Annotated in this window: 16 protein-coding genes and 1 tRNA gene; 2 read left to right on the top strand and 15 right to left on the bottom strand. The window is 42.6% G+C overall.

The window, feature by feature from the left end; genetic code table 11:
• Nucleotides 1-2: 2 nt before the first annotated feature.
• The 10 genes from argS to ilvB form a co-directional block, all read right to left on the bottom strand.
• Nucleotides 3-1769 (bottom strand): arginine--tRNA ligase, encoded by a 1767-nt coding sequence (gene argS, locus OCV72_RS00295; protein ID WP_055281004.1) that lies wholly within the window; start codon nt 1767-1769, stop codon nt 3-5.
• Nucleotides 1770-1831: 62 nt separating this feature from the next.
• A tRNA-Arg gene (locus OCV72_RS00290) sits at nt 1832-1903 on the bottom strand.
• A 133-nt stretch (nt 1904-2036) separates the two neighbouring features.
• Nucleotides 2037-2918, bottom strand: coding sequence for a DUF5688 family protein (locus OCV72_RS00285; RefSeq protein ID WP_055281002.1), 882 nt, complete (start codon nt 2916-2918; stop codon nt 2037-2039).
• Between the two features lie 184 nt (nt 2919-3102).
• Nucleotides 3103-3666 carry an elongation factor P gene (efp, locus tag OCV72_RS00280; RefSeq protein WP_028086671.1) on the bottom strand — a complete coding sequence of 188 codons (564 nt, stop codon included), beginning with the start codon at nt 3664-3666 and terminating at the stop codon, nt 3103-3105.
• 72 nt (nt 3667-3738) lie between these two features.
• Nucleotides 3739-4257 carry a YqeG family HAD IIIA-type phosphatase gene (locus OCV72_RS00275; RefSeq protein WP_028086672.1) on the bottom strand — a complete coding sequence of 173 codons (519 nt, stop codon included), beginning with the start codon at nt 4255-4257 and terminating at the stop codon, nt 3739-3741.
• A gap of 1 nt (nt 4258) precedes the next feature.
• Nucleotides 4259-5041, bottom strand: coding sequence for a shikimate kinase (locus tag OCV72_RS00270; RefSeq protein WP_055281000.1), 783 nt, complete (start codon nt 5039-5041; stop codon nt 4259-4261).
• 164 nt (nt 5042-5205) lie between these two features.
• Nucleotides 5206-7398 (bottom strand): SulP family inorganic anion transporter, encoded by a 2193-nt coding sequence (locus OCV72_RS00265; RefSeq protein ID WP_055280998.1) that lies wholly within the window; start codon nt 7396-7398, stop codon nt 5206-5208.
• 107 nt (nt 7399-7505) lie between these two features.
• On the bottom strand, nt 7506-8531 hold the full coding sequence (locus tag OCV72_RS00260) for a branched-chain amino acid aminotransferase (protein WP_028086675.1): 1026 nt from the start codon (nt 8529-8531) through the stop codon (nt 7506-7508).
• A gap of 95 nt (nt 8532-8626) precedes the next feature.
• Complete coding sequence (gene ilvN, locus OCV72_RS00255; RefSeq protein WP_055280996.1) at nt 8627-9139, bottom strand: acetolactate synthase small subunit; 513 nt, start codon at nt 9137-9139, stop codon at nt 8627-8629.
• A gap of 26 nt (nt 9140-9165) precedes the next feature.
• A complete protein-coding gene (gene ilvB / locus OCV72_RS00250; protein WP_055280993.1) occupies nt 9166-10887 on the bottom strand; it encodes a biosynthetic-type acetolactate synthase large subunit in 1722 nt (573 codons plus the stop codon).
• Nucleotides 10888-11261: 374 nt separating this feature from the next.
• Between ilvB and OCV72_RS00245 the strand changes: the two genes are divergently transcribed.
• Both OCV72_RS00245 and glgD read left to right on the top strand, forming a co-directional pair.
• Nucleotides 11262-12401: a glucose-1-phosphate adenylyltransferase gene (locus OCV72_RS00245; protein ID WP_055280991.1), complete on the top strand. Its 1140-nt coding sequence runs from the start codon at nt 11262-11264 to the stop codon at nt 12399-12401.
• A gap of 1 nt (nt 12402) precedes the next feature.
• A complete protein-coding gene (gene glgD, locus OCV72_RS00240) occupies nt 12403-13518 on the top strand; it encodes a glucose-1-phosphate adenylyltransferase subunit GlgD (RefSeq protein WP_055280989.1) in 1116 nt (371 codons plus the stop codon).
• An 81-nt stretch (nt 13519-13599) separates the two neighbouring features.
• Here the strand turns inward: glgD and OCV72_RS00235 are convergent, their stop codons facing one another.
• The 5 genes from OCV72_RS00235 to OCV72_RS00215 all read right to left on the bottom strand — a co-directional run bounded on the left by OCV72_RS00235 (nt 13600) and on the right by OCV72_RS00215 (nt 18114).
• Entirely contained in the window at nt 13600-14814 is a 1215-nt protein-coding gene (locus tag OCV72_RS00235; protein ID WP_055281256.1) for a glycosyltransferase family 4 protein, read from the bottom strand.
• Nucleotides 14815-14824: 10 nt separating this feature from the next.
• Nucleotides 14825-15313 carry a dihydrofolate reductase gene (locus tag OCV72_RS00230; RefSeq protein ID WP_028086681.1) on the bottom strand — a complete coding sequence of 163 codons (489 nt, stop codon included), beginning with the start codon at nt 15311-15313 and terminating at the stop codon, nt 14825-14827.
• 15 nt (nt 15314-15328) lie between these two features.
• Entirely contained in the window at nt 15329-16177 is an 849-nt protein-coding gene (gene thyA / locus OCV72_RS00225) for a thymidylate synthase (protein ID WP_055280987.1), read from the bottom strand.
• Nucleotides 16178-16212: 35 nt separating this feature from the next.
• A complete protein-coding gene (locus OCV72_RS00220) occupies nt 16213-16644 on the bottom strand; it encodes a MarR family winged helix-turn-helix transcriptional regulator (protein WP_028086683.1) in 432 nt (143 codons plus the stop codon).
• A 102-nt stretch (nt 16645-16746) separates the two neighbouring features.
• Nucleotides 16747-18114, bottom strand: a complete 1368-nt coding sequence (locus OCV72_RS00215; protein ID WP_055280985.1) for an MATE family efflux transporter — start codon at nt 18112-18114, stop codon at nt 16747-16749.
• Nucleotides 18115-18151 lie beyond the last annotated feature (37 nt).

Raw genomic sequence — 18151 nt, 5'->3', positions numbered from 1 at the left:
TCCTACATCCTCTCCGGTGCTTCAAATCCAAGTACGTCGATACAAGCTTCCAGTACATCCTTCGTCACTTTCAGAAGCGCAATATAACTCTTTTGTTTTCCGGCATCTTCTTCTGCCAGAATCTTTGTCTCATGATAAAAACGATTGAATGCATTGGCAAGATCATAAATGTATGCACAGATCTTATGCGGTGCAAGATCCTGGAATGCATTCGCCATCACATCATTATATTTTGCAGCTTCCAGCATCAGAGCTTTTTCACAATCCGCATATGCTTCCTGTACTTTCAGTCCATCCAGACTATTTCCCTGTGACTGGTATTTATTCAGGATCGATTTGATACGTACAATTGTATACAGAATGTATGGACCGGTATTTCCTTCAAAGGAAGTAAATCTGTCTACGTCAAATACATAATCTTTTGATGCCTGGTTTGACAGATCTCCGTATTTAATTGCTGCCATTCCGATGAGTTTTGCTGTCTGTTTTGCTTCTTCTCCCTCGATAGAATGATTTTCAGAGATTTTCTCATACATCTTCTCTGTAATCTCTGAGATCAGTGTCTCCAGACGCATTACCCCGCCTTCTCTTGTCTTGAACGGCTTGCCATCTTTTCCATTCATGGTACCGAAACCTAAGAATTTCAGTTCTGTTTCCGCAGGAACGATTCCTGTCTTCTTTGCAGCACGGAACACCTGTGTAAAATGCAGTTCCTGACGCTTATCCACCACATAGGCAACCTTGTCCGGATGATAATCCTGTACACGTTGTACCAGTGTGGCAAGGTCTGTTGTTCCATAAAGAGATGCTCCGTCTGATTTCTGGATCATGCAAGGAGGAATCTCTTTGGTATCTGTCTCTTCCTGCACATCAATCACCAGTGCTCCCTGGTCTTCATGTGCAAATCCTTCTTTCTTCAATCTCTCGATCATATCCGGGATGTATGCCTGGGCATCAGACTCCCCTTTCCAGAGATCAAAACTTACATTCAGATTCGCATAATTTTTCTTAAGATCAGATACCGATACACGAATGATATGATTCCAGATCGCACGATATCCTTTATGCCCGTTCTGTAACAGATACGTCGCATGCAATGCATTCTCCCTGTATGTCTCATCTTCTTTTGCCTTACCGCTTGCTGTCGGATAGATTTCTTCCAGTTCGCTGATTGTAAATGGAGCCTCTTTTGGATATTCACCTTCAAACGCTTCATCAAAATATGGCAGTTCTGGCTTTCTTTCTTTCAATTCTGTGATGATCAGTCCCATCTGATATCCCCAGTCTCCAAGATGGATATCGCCAAGAACTTCATGTCCCATCTTTCTTGAGATGCGCTTTACGCTTTCTCCGATGATCGCCGAACGGAGATGCCCTACATGCAACGGCTTTGCCACATTTGGTCCGCCATAATCCAGCACGATCATCTCCGGATGTTCTGTCTTCTCGATTCCGAGATTATCCGTCTCTTCCATCTGATTCAGATAATCTGCAACAAATGACTTTTTCAGTCTGATATTGATAAATCCAGGTTTTACAACCTCTACTTCTTCCATACATGCACTGTCTTTTAACAGGGCAACAACATCCTCTGCGATCATGAACGGTGCTTTTTTGTAAGCTTTTGCTCCTGCCATCGCTCCGTTACACTGGTATTCGCAGAGATCCGGACGGTTTGACAGTGTTACTTTTCCATACGTTCTGTCATAACCTGCCTTTTCGAATGCTTCTGAAAGTTCTTCTGCAATATAATCAATGATTTTCTTCACTTCATATCTCCTATATTTTCTATAATTCCTATAAATTTCCATCAAAAATAGCAAAAAAAGTACACACCCGGGCGGATTCGAACCGCCGCTCCCGCCTCCGGAGGGCGGTGCTCTATCCCCTGAGCTACGGGTGCGTATACAATTACTATATGAAATTGCCTTAGTAATATTAACACATCTTTGAGATAAAGTAAAGGAAATGCATCCCACTTTTCGATCATTTCCTCTACTTTTTTAATATTTTTCTTTAATTTTCCTTTTTAAATCTTACAGCGCAAGTTTTCCACTCTCCCGGTCATAATAATATGCCCTGTCCGAAAGTACTTCTTCCGCCTCTACCTGTGTCTCATTGATCTCCTCGATCATGCTTCCCAGTTCTTCTCTGCCCGGCGCTTCGCTTTCAGCCACAATAATGGTCTCATGCACACTGCTTGGGATCACAAAGAAATTTTCTCCCACTACACCGGCAATCTTTCTCAGGCAATCCGGATAGATCAGTGCCGCAGCCCCATAGCTACGCATTTCATTGCTCAGGATATACATTTTTTCTGCCGGTCCCTCTTCCATCCCAAGTCCCAGCAATTCTTCGATCACCGTGCGCATCGGTGCAAATTCATACGGCAGTAACTCCTGGGTATTCTTAGAGGCCCGGTAATACAGATCTTCTTCCGTTACTTTCCACATATCCATATGTTCTGTTCTGACCATCATGGATGCCATGCCATATTCATCTACCTCTAACAGTACATAATAAATAATTGCAAGATCCAGATAACTTTTATATGGAATTTCTTTTAAAAGCTCCTGATTCTCCTCTCTGCCTATCAGACGGTATATGATCTTATCTTTGACAAATTCATAGTCTTTTACCTTTTCACCGTCCTCCCATGAATTCTGAAACCGGATTTTCTCATATAATCCGACAATATCTTTTGCAATCTGTTCCAACGGATACCCCATCCGGAACTGATGAAAATACTCCTCCAGATAAATCGTCGGTGAAATATTGATTCCTTTTTCCGAAATCATAATACCGCTTCTCCTCACACCATTATTCTTCACATTGGTATGAATGCTTACTGTTTTTTCTTCTTCCACCTCTTTCTTTACTTTTGTCTCTACTGCATGGATAAACTGAAAATATGTCATAAAAGCTCCTTCCTATCCAGCAATATACAAAAATCATCTTGAAAATCTGCGGTGATATTACCGCTTGAGATAACAGAACATCTCTTGAATTGTTTCTGAAATATTATGGTAATTAGATTATAAAAAAGCCCTGCACAAAATGCAAGGCTTTTTATAATTATTTAATTTAGAATTCTTATGACTCTTATGCTCTTGAGAGGTATGCTCCTGTACGAGTATCAATCTTGATCGTCTCGCCCTGATCAACGAAAAGCGGAACGTTAACTTTCGCACCTGTCTCAACGATAGCCGGCTTTGTAGCACCTGTAGCTGTGTTACCTTTTACACCTGGCTCTGTCTCTGTTACAACCAGTTCAACACTGAGCGGCGGCTCGATCGCAAATGCATTTCCCTGATAGAAGCTGATAGATACTTCTTCGTTTTCTTTTACAAACTTCATAGAATCTGCTGCATCATCTGCGCTGATCATAATCTGCTCAAATGTCTCGTTGTCCATGTAGTTATAGAACTCACCATCGTTGTACAGATACTGCATTTTCTTTCTTTCAATGTGAGCCTGTTCAAATGTCTCTGTAGGACGGAATGTTGTCTCTACCACACCACCGTCGATAATATTTTTCATCTTAACACGCACAAAAGCTGCACCTTTACCAGGTTTTACGTGCATGAAATCAATAACCTGACATACTTTTCCATCAACTTCGATTGTTACACCATTACGGATGTCTCCTGCTGAAACTTTAGCCATTACCTTATCCTCCTTAAACCGCGTATACACGCTTACGTAATTTCATCTCATATTATTCTATAATACATGATATTATTTTTCAACCTTTTTTTCGTGTCTCTGACTCTTCTTGTAGAAATGTAACACAATTTTTTCCAGATAACGCTTCAGAACAATCTGGATTTCTTCCTTTGGATGTATCGGTTTTACCAGAATATTCGGGATTCCGGCACGTTTTGCTCCCCATACATCTGTAAAAAGCTGGTCTCCGATAAACACAGAACTCCTTCTGTCTGTTCCCATAATCTCCATCGCCCTGAGATAATTCCTGGTCGATGGCTTGTGCGCATTATAAACATAATCCACCTGGATATCTTTATTGAACATCTCTACCCTTGGCTTCTGGTTATTCGAGATCAGACAGCATCGGAATCCAATTGCTTTCAGTCTGGCAAATAATGCCTTTGCTCTCTCGTCCGCCGGTGCTCCGTGCGGAACCAGCGTATTATCAATATCAAAGATCAGTCCGCGTACACCCTCTTCATATAATTTTTCAAAATCGATCACATAAGTGGATGCTACATACTGATCCGGGAAAAATCTATCAAACATATTATTCTTCTAACTCCTGCAGCTGCTGTACCAGCTCTTCACAGATCTGAAGAACTGTCTTATCATCCGTATTGATTACTATATCTGCTGCCGCTTCATATTTCTCACGGCGCTGCTCCATAAGTTCTGAAATGCCTTTGACATTCTTTCTGCCATTTAATACCGGTCTGTCATTGCTGTCTTTTACACGTTCAAAAATCGTCTCCGGTGTAGCAGTAAGAAGAACAACTCTTCCGTTCTTTTTCATCTCTGCTACATTTTTCTCTCTTAAGGCCGCACCACCACCGCATGAGATTACTGCATTCTTATGCGACTGCATCTCGATCAGAAGATTCGTCTCCAGATCACGGAAATATTCTTCGCCATATGTAGCAAAGATATCCGGAATACTCATCTCTTCACGTTCTGCGATCACCTGATCCATCTCTACAATATCCATATCAAACATCGTGCTCAGATAATCAGAAATTGTTGACTTTCCAGCCCCCATGAATCCGATCAGTACAATGTTATAATCAAAGAGTTTTCTTGCCTGGATTCTCTTACTGTTACGCAAGATACATCCAAACACATCAAAGATTTCTTCTTTATATTTGTTTTCTTTCAGTTTTTCTTCCAGTCTTCTCTTCTGTTTTTCTTCCTGATGCGGCTGTAAGATTGGCATACCATATTCTTCTTTATACGCCATGATCTTTTCAATAATAGAATTACGTTCTACCAAAGCGTCAATAATCTTATCATCACACAGAGCCAGCTGCTCTCTGTACATTTCTAAATCGTTCATTCTTCTGTACTCTCCTGTAAATTGCAAACTATTGTCCGATATACCCATGTATTATAGCAAGAAATATACTTTCACGCAAGATTATCCGGCGTATTCCTGCATATTTTCTGCATATTTCCTGCATATTCCGGTCGTCAGGAAATTTCTGTGCTCACACTGTTCTTCTATTTTTCCCGCATCTGCCGTTCCCATTCATGCAGCTTTCTCGCTGCCTCCGGATTCTGTTTTTCCAGCCGTCTCTCCAATCGTTTGCGGTTCTTTTTCAGATGGTCCAGGATCTCCGGATGATGCATTAATAACTGCTGCTCGATCTTGCGTCTTCTCTTTTCGATCAACTGCAGGATCACTTTTTTGTCTCCACGCAGATTCTCCGGAAGTTCATCCAGATGCATTTCCATTCGTCTTAAGATCTCATCTTCATCCAACGCCCCCAGTGAATGCCAGTTTTTGAGTTTTTCTTCAAACCCTACGTCTGCAAGCCTTTCCAGATCCGGAAGTCTGTGAATCTGTTCCATAACCTGATGGACTTTCTTTTCCATCTCTTCCACCGCATCATCACCGAACGCCCACGCGAATTCTTCTAATGTATTCTCTTCTTCTGCCGGGATCATTGCTTCGTGAACCGCATGCACTGCCGCCGGGATTTCCAACTGCCACGGCATCTGGATAACCGAAGATTCCTCCGATTCCATACTCGTCCCCGGTGTTGCAACACCTGCATCCTGCAATGCTGCAAGAATCGTTCTTCTGACCTTTCCTTCCTCGATCAGATGACCGATTCCAAGACTGCGCATCTGTTCATTTACATTTTCGGAATGCTCTGTAATATAAAACCTGATCCCTTTCTTATCAAAATTTTCCGCCATCATTTCCAGCCGGTCTGCTGCCGTAACGTCAATACTGTTGATCGCAGCCGCATCCACGATTACAACCTCTGTATCCTCTTTGATACTGTTCTCAATGTCCGACTGGAATATCTTTACATTTGCAAAGAAAAGGTTCTCACTGAACCGGTAAATGATCGTATGGCGTATCGGATATGCATTGCGGTTTCTCTTAAGATCGTAATAAGCCTCTTTTCCCGGAATCATACCGCGGAAAGACCTCGGAGGATTCGTCGCACGAAGTACCACAGCTACAAAAGAAAGCAGCAATCCGATCACCACACCATAAATAGTACCTAAAAATAATACGCTCACACACGCAGCTACAAAAATATAGAATTCATTACGGCTTACTTTGAATAAGCGCACCGCCAGATGCAGTTCTACTACATTCATCAGTGCCGAGATTACGATCGCTGTCAGAATCGGAACCGGCAGGTATCCGATAAATCCAGTTGCACATAGCAATACGGCTGCCATCGTAATTGCCGCTACGACAGATACCGCCTGTGTCTTTCCTTCATACTGTTCATTCATGGATGTTCTGGATATACTGCCATTCACCGGACAACAACCTACACATGCCGCTGCGATATTTCCCATCGCACAAGCCAGGATCTCCTGGTTTTCATCAATCTTATAGCCATTCTTCATGGCAAAATTATTTTCCGACAGCAGCGTCTCCGACATGATAACCGCTGCGATCATCAGACTTCTTCCAAATGCCTGCCTCAGGTCAATTCCCGCAAAATGGAAATGTACCAGCTTCGGAAGTCCTTTTTCCACCGCATCCAAAAGTACCACGCCATGTTCGTCTACACGAAAGCACATCGTTGCTGCTACACCTGCTGCCATGATCACAATTGCTGCCGGGAATTTGGGAATTACTTTTCCTGCCATGCGAAGCAGCAGCAACGCTCCCACACCAAGTACCACTGACAGCCAGCTGATTTCTTTGCACGTCTCTGCGATATGCCTGAGCAGTTCCGGAAGTTCTCCAGATCCGGCCTTTCCGCCAAGGATCTTCGGTATCTGCATCAGAATAATCGTCAGTGCAATCCCGCTGATAAATCCTCCCATCACCGGTGTCGAAATGAAGTCCACGATTCTTCCGGCTTTTAAAAAATAAAACAGCAGCAGCCAGATTCCTGTCAGAAATGCGATCACAGGCACATACTGCATTGCCGCTTCACTTCCGCTTTCAATCCCAAGTGATACCAGTGCTGCTCCGACAATTGCCGCCGGTGCCGCATCGACTCCGAAAATGAATTGCCGCGATGTTGAGAACAGTGCAAAGAACAGAATCGGGAATACCGAACCGTATAGTCCATATACTGCAGGCAGTCCGGCAATCTGTGCATAGCCCATTGAGATAGGGATTGACACTGCTGCCATGATGATCCCCGAGAAAATATCTTTGGGAAGATATTCTTTTTTATAATTTTTCATTGTTGAACACAACATATGTTTCATGAAACCTCTCCTTACGATTTTATAATCCGGGTATAAAAAAGAGACAAGCCAGCTATTTACACAGTGTCCCGTCTCTTCTTTCTACATTTTCAACATCTGTAAAACAATTAACAGATCTTGCAGATCCATCCTTCCGGAGCTTCGATGTGTCCCATCTGAATACCGGTTAATGTCTCATATAATTTCTTTGTAACTGGTCCCATCTCTTCCATTCCGCTTGGGAAACAGATCTCTTTGCCGTGGTCAACAATCTTTCCTACCGGAGAGATAACTGCTGCTGTACCGCAAAGTCCGCATTCTGCAAAGTCGCCAAGTTCATCTAAATAAACTTCTCTTTCTTCTACTTCCAGTCCAAGATAGTGTTCTGCAACATACATCAGAGAACGTCTTGTGATGGATGGAAGGATTGTAGATGATTTTGGTGTTACAACTTTGTTATCTTTTGTTACAAAGATAAAGTTAGCTCCACCGGTCTCTTCCACTTTTGTTCTGGTTGCTGCATCCAGATACATATTCTCATCGTATCCTTCTTCATGAGCTGTTACGATTGCATGAAGGCTCATCGCATAGTTCAGTCCGGCTTTTACATGCCCTGTTCCATGCGGTGCTGCACGATCGAAATCAGACACCTTGATCGTGATCGGTTTTGCGCCGCCTTTGAAATATGGTCCAACCGGTGTTGCAAACACACGGAACTGATACTCATCTGCCGGTTTTACACCGATTACAGCACTGGAACCGAACATATATGGTCTGACATATAAGGTTGCTCCTGATCCATATGGCGGTACATAAGCTGCATTAGCCTTTACAACCTGTTTAATAGCATCTACAAATCTATCTTCCGGGAATACAGGCATCTCAAGTCTTGCTGCAGAGTCTGCCATTCTCGCTGCATTTAAGTCCGGGCGGAATGTTACGATATGACCGTCTTCTGTGGTATACGCTTTCATTCCTTCAAAACATGTCTGTGCATACTGAAGTACACCTGCACATTCACTGATAGTAATCTGATCATCGGAGGTAAGTGTACCTTCATCCCATGCTCCGTTTTTAAAATTGGAAACATATCTCTTATCTGTCTTCATATAGCCAAATCCTATGTTTGACCAGTCAATATTTTTCTTCTCCATTGTGACTCCTCCGTCCTTTAAACAAATGTTTGATTTATCATCTTGTCTTATTATAATACTACTGTTTTTAAAATTCAAGAGTGCACTCTGTTTTTTTATCTTTCCATCATACTTATGGATTCAATTCCCACACTTCCGCCTCGTACAACTTCAATACTGGCGAATTCTTCTTTCATAAGTTTGATCACTGCATCATTTTTCGTTGCCGTCTGTACAAATTCCAGCAGTACACTGTCTTTGCCGTAATCAATGATTTTTGCCTTGAATGTCTCTGCAATCTGAAAACATTCCACTTTATCATCTTTTGAACATTTTCGCACTTTGACATACAGTATTTCTTTCATACGGACAAATACATCTGTAAAATCGATGACCTTGATCACTTCCACCAGACGGTTCAGCTGTTTCTTGATCTGTTCAAATGTCTCATCATCGCTGACTGTTGCGATCGTCATTCTGGACACGGTCGGGTCTTCTGTCGTACCAACAGTCAGACTGTCCAGGTTATAAGATTTGCCGGAGAACAGCCCTGAGATTTTTGACAGAACTCCTACCTGGTTCTCTACATATAAGGAAATCCATCGTTTTTTCATACCGTTATTATTCATTGTTTTTCCCTCCTGTCCTCTTCTTCCTAACAATCCATGATCAGATCTTCCAGTGTCCCGCCCGGTTTTACCATCGGATATACCAGATCTTCCGGATCAATGTCGAATTCCAGGATATATGGTGTCTTTGTACTCTTCATAGCTTCTCTGAATGCCGGCTCGATCTCTTCTTTTTTCGTAATATGGATGCCTTTTGCACCATAAGCGTCTGCCAGTTTCATAAAATCCGGTGTGTAAACAGGACATTCAACCTCTCCGCATTTTCCTCTGCAGGCTGCTCCCGAGCGTAGACATGTCATGGAATAGCGCTTTCCATAGAATAATTTCTGCCACTGACGCACCATTCCAAGATTATTATTATTAAAGATACAACTGATGATCGGCAGTTCTTCCAACACTGCGGTTGCCAGTTCCTGACTGTTCATCTGAAAACCACCGTCTCCGGAGATTGAGATGACCGGTGTATCCGGATTCCCGATCTTCGCTCCAATCGCTCCCGGCATACCATATCCCATTGTTCCGAGTCCTCCGGACATCAGAAGCTTTTTCTTCTCTGTAATCTCAATAAACTGCGCGGTGAACATCTGGTGCTGTCCGACATCCGTTACAATAATCGCCTCATCAAAGATCCGGTTAATCGTCTCAATAACATCCTGCGGTGTCATGATCGGTTTCTTTTTCATCTTCAGCGGATGCTCCGCTTTCCAGTCTTCGATCGTATCCAGCCATTTTCCCGTCTCACAAGGAGTGACATATTCTAACATCTTCGTAACGGCTTCTTTGGCATCTGCTACGATCGGCACATCCACCTGCACATTTTTAGAAATTGCGGCTGTATCAATGTCAATATGTACAATCTGTGCATTCGGTGCAAATGAATGCAGCTTTCCTGTGATCCTGTCATTGAACCTGGTTCCGATCGAAAATAACAGATCACATTCATTTACCGCCATATTACATGCATAGGCACCATGCATTCCAAGATTTCCTATATATAACGGATGTGTAGTCGGAACCGCCCCACGTCCCATAACTGTTGTTACAACCGGGACATTCGTCATATCCACCAGTTTCGTAAATTCTTCATTGGCATGTGCTATATTGATACCTCCGCCTGCGAGGAACAATGGTTTCTTTGCCTTGGAAAGCATCTTAACCGCACGTTTTAACTGTCCGACATGTACATGGGTATTCGGCTTATATCCACGGATATTCACTTCATCCGGATACTCGGCACTTCCCAATTCTCCCATTACATCTTTTGGAAGGTCGATCAATACCGGTCCCGGCCTTCCTGTTCTTGCAATATAAAATGCTTCTTTCAAGATACGTCCGAGATCTTCCCTGTTTCTGACCGTAACACCATATTTCGTAATGCTTCTGGTGATTCCGATAATATCTACTTCTTGGAACGCATCATTTCCGATCAAATGTCTGGACACCTGCCCCGTAAAGCATACCAGTGGTACACTGTCGTAATAGGCAGTTGCAAGACCTGTCACAAGATTCGTTGCCCCCGGTCCGCTTGTAACCAGACACACTCCTGTTTTTCCGGTTGATCTTGCATAAGCATCTGCCTCATGTACCAGTGCTACTTCCTGTCTCGGAAGAATTACCTTCGTATAATCCTGCTTATAAAGTTCATCACTGATATCGATCGTACAGGCTCCCGGATACCCGAAAATTGTATCTACCTGTTCTTCTCTCAGCGCTTTTACCAATAATTTATTTCCACTGATCTTTTTCATATACTACCTCCTTGATTTTTTACTTTTCTATAAAATAAAAAGAAAAGCCCTAAGCTGCAAGCTCAGGGCGATTATTGCATCTTTACAGCATTTCACTGAATATTTATAAAACATTATAGGTGACATTCTTTGGTATTGTCAACTCTTTTTATCCGATTCATTTACTGCTGATTTTTATAATGAACTTTTGCATAATCGTGTTATTGATCTTTTTTATCATTTTCCCGACAAATTTCGTTATTTTTCCATCTTTCACAAATTTCACATTTAATTTTAAATTTTTTTGTGATTTTTTGTATTTTTTTCCAAAAATGTATGGCAAAAAAATGCAAAAAATTATACAATAGATACATAAGCAATAAGGAGGATATATCATGAAACAAAATAATATGTTAGCGATGATATTAGCCGGCGGTAGAGGCTCACGCCTTCACGAACTGACAAATAAAGTTGCAAAACCAGCTGTTTCTTATGGTGGAAAATACAGAATCATCGATTTTCCACTCAGCAACTGCGCAAACAGCGGAATTAACGTAGTAGGAGTTTTAACGCAGTATGAATCAATTCTGCTGAACAGTTATGTGGCAGCCGGACGTCGTTGGGGATTAGATGCCAAAGAAAGCGGCGTATTCGTTCTTCCGCCACGTGAGAAGGCAGATGCGAACCTGGATGTATACAGAGGTACAGCAGATGCAATTTCTCAGAACATCGATTTTATTGATACATATTCACCGGATTATCTTTTGGTTCTCTCCGGTGACCATATCTACAAGATGAATTATGACAAGATGCTGCAGGCGCACAAAGACAACGGTGCCGATGCAACCATCGCAGTCATCGAAGTTCCTATGAAAGAAGCAAGCCGTTTCGGTATCATGAATACCGACGAAGAAGGCCAGATCATAGAATTTGAAGAAAAGCCGGAACATCCAAAGAGCAATCTTGCTTCTATGGGAATCTATATCTTTAACTGGAAGCTTTTACGTAAGAAATTAATTGCTGATATGAAAGATCCTGATTCCAACCATGACTTCGGAAAAGATATCATTCCGTCTCTTCTGAGTGATGAAAAAAAATTATATGCATACAAGTTCAAGGGGTACTGGAAAGATGTCGGAACAATTGATTCTCTCTGGGAAGCAAATATGGATCTGCTGAGCAAAAACAATGAACTGGATCTGAATGATCCGACCTGGAAGATTTACACCGAAGATACAACTACTCTTCCTCAGTACATCGGCCCGGATGCCAATATCAGACATGCATTTGTCAATCAGGGTTGTGTGATCGAAGGAGATATCCAGAATTCCGTTCTCTTCACCGGTGCCAAAGTCAGAAAAGGCGCAAAGATCATCGACAGCGTCCTGATGCCTGGTGTTGAAGTGGAAGAGAATGCTGTCGTTACACGTGCACTGGTTGCCGATAATGTAAAGATTGGTGCAGGCGCAGTTGTCGGCGATGCCAAGAGCGAGCACATCGAGCTCATTTCAAAACGTGTAAAGGGGGTAGAATAACATGGCTAAAGCATTTGGAATCGTAAATTTTGCCGGAAATCACATTGCAGTAGAAGGTATGCAGGAATATCGTCCGGTAGGTGCTTTTTCTTTCCTTGGACGTTACCGTGTCATCGACTTCCCGATCTCTAATATGAGTAACAGCGGCATCGACCATATTCAGGTTTATATCCGCAGAAAACCGCAGTCACTGACTGCACATCTCGGAACCGGACGTCATTATAATATCAACTCCAAGAGTGGTAATCTCCAGATTCTTTATTCCGGACTCGGAATGAATATGAGTCTGTATAACAATGACATTGCATCCTACATCGAGAACTTAGAATATATTGAACAGCAATTGGAGGAATATGTCGTAATCGCTCCAAGTTATATGATCTATACCCAGGATTACAACAAACTGTTAAACACTCATATCGAATCCGGTGCTGATATTACCTTACTGTATCACTCCGTAGACAATGCAAAAGAATATTTTCTGAATTGCTATGCTGTTAATCTGAACAAGCAGAAAGGAGTTCTTTCACTGGAACAAAATCACGGAAATGCAAAGAACAAAAACATCTTTATGGATACTTATATCATGAAGAAAGATTTGTTCATCGAACTGATCCACAAATCAAGAAAGACTTCTTCTGTATACACATTACTGGATATCGTAAATGCTTCCTGCGAAGACCTTGATATCCGCGGAGTTTCTCACAGAGGTTACTTTGCAGCAATCTCAGATTTTAACAGCTACTATGAGTCCAACCTGTCCCTGACAGATATCAAAACAGCACAGAATCTGTTCGTGCCGGACTGGCCGATCTATACCAAGACCAACGATTCCTGCCCAACCCAGTATTTCGAAACCGGAACAGCAAAAAACTCTGTTGTGTCAAATGGCTGTCTGATCGAAGGAGAGATTGATCATTCTGTTATCGGACGTGGATGTATCATCAAGAAAGGAGCTGTTGTCAAAAACTGCATCGTACTTTCTGATGCTTACATCGGTGAAAATGTTCACGTAGAGAATCAGGTAATTGACAAACATGCTAAAATCACACATGCAAAAGAGCTGTCCGCTTCTGAAGACCGTCCTGGATATGTAAGAAGGAACGATACATTATAGAATATGCCTTTAACGGAAATATAACAAAAAAAGAGCGAAAAAATCATCAAGTTGATCTTTTCGCTCTCTTTTATCTACCTTTTACCGGATGACTTCCTGCGCAATCTTCTGCCAGGATATTCTGCTCACATCACATGCCCTGTTTTTCACAAGTCCTCTATTTTCCTGTTTTACTGTCCTAATTGCATCTTCCAGTGTCTGTGCCAGTCTTTTTTCAAAAACCGGAAGTTCTTCTTCCACTGCTTCATCCGCACCTTTCATCTTTGGCAGATCCACATAACGGATATCAGCATCCGGTATCATATCCTCAAGCCAGTCTGCCACTCCATCCAGCCTCGTCATCACTACGCGGTCACCACACGCCAGACTTTCGATCACTGTAAGCGGCAGTCCTTCATACATAGACGGCAAGACAAAGATATCTCCGTCGTTATACAGTTTTGCCAGTTCCACCTGCGACACACAACCGGCAAATCTAACCGGATATCTGCAGTGTGCAGCCAGTTCTTTTATTTCTTCATATTCTTTCTGATTTCCAGCTCCACCCGCAAGCACAAGTTTTATCTGTCCGCTTTCTTCATCCAGCAGGTTCATTGCACGCAAAAGACTTTTTACGCCTTTCTTCTGCGTGATTTTCCCGGCAAAAACCAGCCGCACCACTTCATCTTTTTTTCCCGGCTTCTCACCGGTTATCCGGAACACATGACTATTGTACCCCGTGCCGATTACCGTCATGCTCTCGCTTTTCACCGGATATATCTGTCTGATCTTTTCTTTCTGTGCTTCCTGAAGTGCAAAGATCCGGTCAAGACGCGGAATCTGACTGCGTATAAATTCCCGTTGAAATGACGTATTTTTCATCTGTCTCAAATCCGTATTATGACAGAATCCATATACTTTCTTTTCCGGATAGCGCTCCCGCACCAGTGCTGTCAGATAATACAGATGATGGCATAAGATCAGTTCCGGATCTTCTCTTTCTATTACTTCACCCAATACTGCAAGAAATGCATTTCTGAACTGTACTGTCATCTCTTCTGTCATATCCTTGTATCTTGTACTGATATATGGCATCTCATCTGACATACCCACAACCGGATATGGTAATCCTTCCGATTCAAAATATACCGGATATGCCTTCACGCCATCCGGCATATCCATCTGTTCCCCTCTTGCAATGCCTGCCAGCACAGTCTGCGTATGTCCCTCTTTTGCAAGTGCCTTCACAACCTCTGTCAGATAGACTCCGCTCCCGGTACTGCATGGTTTCTGTGCCGTGACACTAAGTATTCTCATCCCGCTTTCTTTATCTCCTCTCATATATCACAAATACATATTCCAGATCAAAATATGTCTGCTCATCACTGATTTTTGTCATTTCCCACTCCGGATCTGCATCCAGATCCGGGAAGTATGTATCTGCATCATATGCATGATCGATCTTTGTAACATAAGCCTTTGTACAATACGGAAGAAGTTGGCGGTAAATACTCTCTCCACCGATCACATAGACATCTTCCGAATTGTATTTTTTTAATTCTTCTACCATCTCTTCTACAGAATGTACGATCACGGTATCTTTTACTTTATAATTCTTATCTGTCGTAAGTACCACATTGACTCGGTTCTTCAGCGGCTGTCCTCCCGGAAAGCTTTCCAGTGTCTTTCTTCCCATCGCAACAACTTTTCCCTTCGTTGTCTCACGGAAAAATTTCATATCCTGCGGAATACTCACCAGTAATTTATTCTCTTTTCCAATTGCCCAGTTCGAATCTACTGCTACGATCAAATTCATATTATTTCCTCCTACTTATACCGCTACCGGAATATTTTTAATCTGGTCATGTGTCTGATAATCGATCAATTTCACATCATCTCTTGTAAACTGATAGAAATCCCTAATCTCCGGATTCAGCCAAAATTGCGGTGCCGGAAGCGGTTCACGGCTGATCAGTTCTTCGATCATCGGTACATGTCTGTCATAAATATGCGCATCTGCGATCACATGGACAAATTCTCCCACTTCCATATCACACACCTGCGCAAGCATATGGATCAGCACAGCGTACTGACATACGTTCCAGTTATTTGCAGCCAGAACATCATTGGATCTCTGGTTCAGGATCGCATTCAGTGTCAGTTTATCATGTCCCGGTTTCTTCGTCACATTAAATGTCATACTGTAAGCACATGGATACAGGTTCATCTCATGCAAATCCTGATGTACATAGATATTCGTCATGATCCTTCTGCTGTATGGATTATTTTTCAGATCATAGATCACACGGTCTACCTGATCGAACATTCCTTCTTTATACTGATGCTTTACGCCCATCTGATATCCGTAAGCTTTTCCGATCGATCCGTCTTCATCTGCCCAGCTGTCCCAGATATGGCTGTGCAGGTCCTTGATATTATTTGATTTCTGCTGCCAGATCCAGAGAAGTTCATCCGTACAGCTTTTAATCGCGGTTCTTCGAAGTGTCAATGCCGGAAATTCTTTCGACAGATCATAACGGTTCACGACTCCGAATTTTTTGATCGTATACGCCGGTGTCCCGTCTTCCCATACCGGTCTTACCTTTTCTCCTCTGGTATCGGTACCGTTATCGATGATGTCACGGCACATGTTGATAAACACTTTATCTGCATAACTCATTTTTACATCTCCTGTCTCTCTGCTTTTCGTTCTGTCTACGGATCACTGATATTATAAAGGACCCGGTCCAGCATCTTTTCCAATGCTGCAATTTCTTTTTTACTCATTCCGATCGTAAGCCGCCGGTCGATCTTCTTCCGGTAGTTATCCATTTTTTTCTGGATATCGTATGCTTTTTCTGTCGGGTATATGTTCTTGCATCTTTTATCCTGATTACTTGGAACCGCCAGAATGAATCCCTTTTCATCCAGCCTTTTTAAGATTCCTGTCACCGTCGGATTCTTAAGACTTAGAGCTTTCTCAATGTCTTTCTGATTCATGAATTCTTTGCTGCTACCAAGAAGGTAATCCAGCACCGCACACTGTGACGATGTGATTCCAATCCCGCGGAGCAGATTATTGAATTCTTTCTCGTAAATATTATTAATCTGTTTAAACATAAATCCAACGGGTAATCGTTCTTTCATCCTTTGTCTTCTCCCATTCCCCTGTAAACATCATCCGTCCGGGAAGATTCACATCCCCGGACGGACTCATTCAATCAATTTATTTTACCATATTCCAACAGGCTATGCAATCTCATCCATCGCACGAAGCTCTTTTAGCGCAAACCCTATTGCAACAATTCCTGCTGCTGCATCAGCAATCGGTCCTGCATACATTACACCATCAATTCCCATATAAAGCGGGAAAATAATTATCAGTGGAAGCAGGAAAATCACCTGCCTTGTAAGTGAAACTACAATACCCAGCTTTGCCTTACCGATCGATGTAAAGAATCCGGAGGACATCGGCTGTATTCCATTGATAAATGTCATGAACATAAAAATCCGGAAATATCTTGCTGCAAATTGATAATATTCCTTACTTCCTGTACCAAAGATACTCACAAGCTGCGTCGGGAAGAACTGGAAACACAGAAAAAATACAATGCCAACCGCCATGGCGATCTGGAATGCTTTCCAATAGGTCCTCTTCACCCTGTCATACGCCTCCGCACCGTAATTGAATCCCCAGATTGGCTGGCAGCCCTGTGAAATCCCGATTGCGATCGCCATAAACACCATATTTACTTTAGAGATCACCCCCACGCATGCCAGTGGAATATCCGTTCCATACACAGAAGCCGCTCCGTAATGCCGCAATGTATTATTCATCGTGACCTGTACCACAGCCATAGCAATCTGATTGATACAGGAAGCCATTCCCAGTGATATGATCTTCTTCAAAATCTTCCCTGACGGACGGAACATCTCTTTTTTCAGTTCCATTTTACGGAATCGTCCAAAATATACAATGACCATAATACCTGATACGATCTGACCGATCACGGTTGCCCAGGCAGCACCTTTGATTCCCCAATGGAATCCGAAGATAAATAACGGATCCAAGATCGTATTAATGATTGCTCCCGTCAGCATACACGTCATCGAATATGTCGGACTTCTGTCTGCACGGATCAGATGATTCCCACCCGTCGTCAGGATTAGAAACGGTATTCCGAATGCGGTAATCCCCGTGTAATCCTGTGCGTATGGCAGGATCTTCGCTGTTACCCCAAAGATGTGCAGTAACGAATTCAAAAATACAAGTGTGACCGCCGCAATGATCACTCCGCAGATCACCAGCATAGCAAGTCCGGTTCCTGCGATCCTGCTTGCCTTCTCATGATCTCCCGCTCCGGAACACAGGTTAAAATTCGATGCACTGCCGATTCCCAGAAGAAGCGCTGTTGCCGTACAGATGATCGACACCGGAAATGCGATATTGGTCGCCGCATTTCCCAGAAGTCCGACTCCCTGTCCGATGAAGATCTGGTCTACAATATTATATAACGAGCTCACCAGCATACTGATAATTGCCGGAATTGCAAATTTCGCGATCAGTTTTCCTTCTTTTTCTGTCTCCAGAAGATTTCTTTTTTTCTGTTCCTCCATCTCATCTTCACTCCTTATCCGATTATAAAAGACGGAG

Source organism: Dorea amylophila (assembly GCF_025567265.1).
Taxonomy (GTDB): Bacteria; Bacillota; Clostridia; order Lachnospirales; family Lachnospiraceae; genus Dorea_A; species Dorea_A amylophila.
Note: the sequence above shows the minus strand (reverse complement) of the source record. Positions and strands in the feature narration are given on the sequence as shown.

What these genes read in the sequence shown, in the direction of transcription:
- OCV72_RS00235 (WP_055281256.1), bottom strand. Translation starts at nt 14,814, where the DNA reads ATGAGAATACTTAGTGTCACGGCACAGAAACCATGCAGTACCGGGAGC.
- OCV72_RS00220 (WP_028086683.1), bottom strand. Translation starts at nt 16,644, where the DNA reads ATGAAAGAACGATTACCCGTTGGATTTATGTTTAAACAGATTAATAAT.
- OCV72_RS00285 (WP_055281002.1), bottom strand. Translation starts at nt 2,918, where the DNA reads ATGACATATTTTCAGTTTATCCATGCAGTAGAGACAAAAGTAAAGAAA.
- thyA (WP_055280987.1), bottom strand. Translation starts at nt 16,177, where the DNA reads ATGAGTTATGCAGATAAAGTGTTTATCAACATGTGCCGTGACATCATC.
- OCV72_RS00230 (WP_028086681.1), bottom strand. Translation starts at nt 15,313, where the DNA reads ATGAATTTGATCGTAGCAGTAGATTCGAACTGGGCAATTGGAAAAGAG.
- OCV72_RS00215 (WP_055280985.1), bottom strand. Translation starts at nt 18,114, where the DNA reads ATGGAGGAACAGAAAAAAAGAAATCTTCTGGAGACAGAAAAAGAAGGA.
- OCV72_RS00260 (WP_028086675.1), bottom strand. Translation starts at nt 8,531, where the DNA reads ATGGAGAAGAAAAATATTGACTGGTCAAACATAGGATTTGGCTATATG.
- ilvB (WP_055280993.1), bottom strand. Translation starts at nt 10,887, where the DNA reads ATGAAAAAGATCAGTGGAAATAAATTATTGGTAAAAGCGCTGAGAGAA.
- OCV72_RS00265 (WP_055280998.1), bottom strand. Translation starts at nt 7,398, where the DNA reads ATGAAACATATGTTGTGTTCAACAATGAAAAATTATAAAAAAGAATAT.
- ilvN (WP_055280996.1), bottom strand. Translation starts at nt 9,139, where the DNA reads ATGAATAATAACGGTATGAAAAAACGATGGATTTCCTTATATGTAGAG.
- OCV72_RS00275 (WP_028086672.1), bottom strand. Translation starts at nt 4,257, where the DNA reads ATGTTTGATAGATTTTTCCCGGATCAGTATGTAGCATCCACTTATGTG.
- OCV72_RS00270 (WP_055281000.1), bottom strand. Translation starts at nt 5,041, where the DNA reads ATGAACGATTTAGAAATGTACAGAGAGCAGCTGGCTCTGTGTGATGAT.
- efp (WP_028086671.1), bottom strand. Translation starts at nt 3,666, where the DNA reads ATGGCTAAAGTTTCAGCAGGAGACATCCGTAATGGTGTAACAATCGAA.
- glgD (WP_055280989.1), top strand. Translation starts at nt 12,403, where the DNA reads ATGGCTAAAGCATTTGGAATCGTAAATTTTGCCGGAAATCACATTGCA.
- OCV72_RS00245 (WP_055280991.1), top strand. Translation starts at nt 11,262, where the DNA reads ATGAAACAAAATAATATGTTAGCGATGATATTAGCCGGCGGTAGAGGC.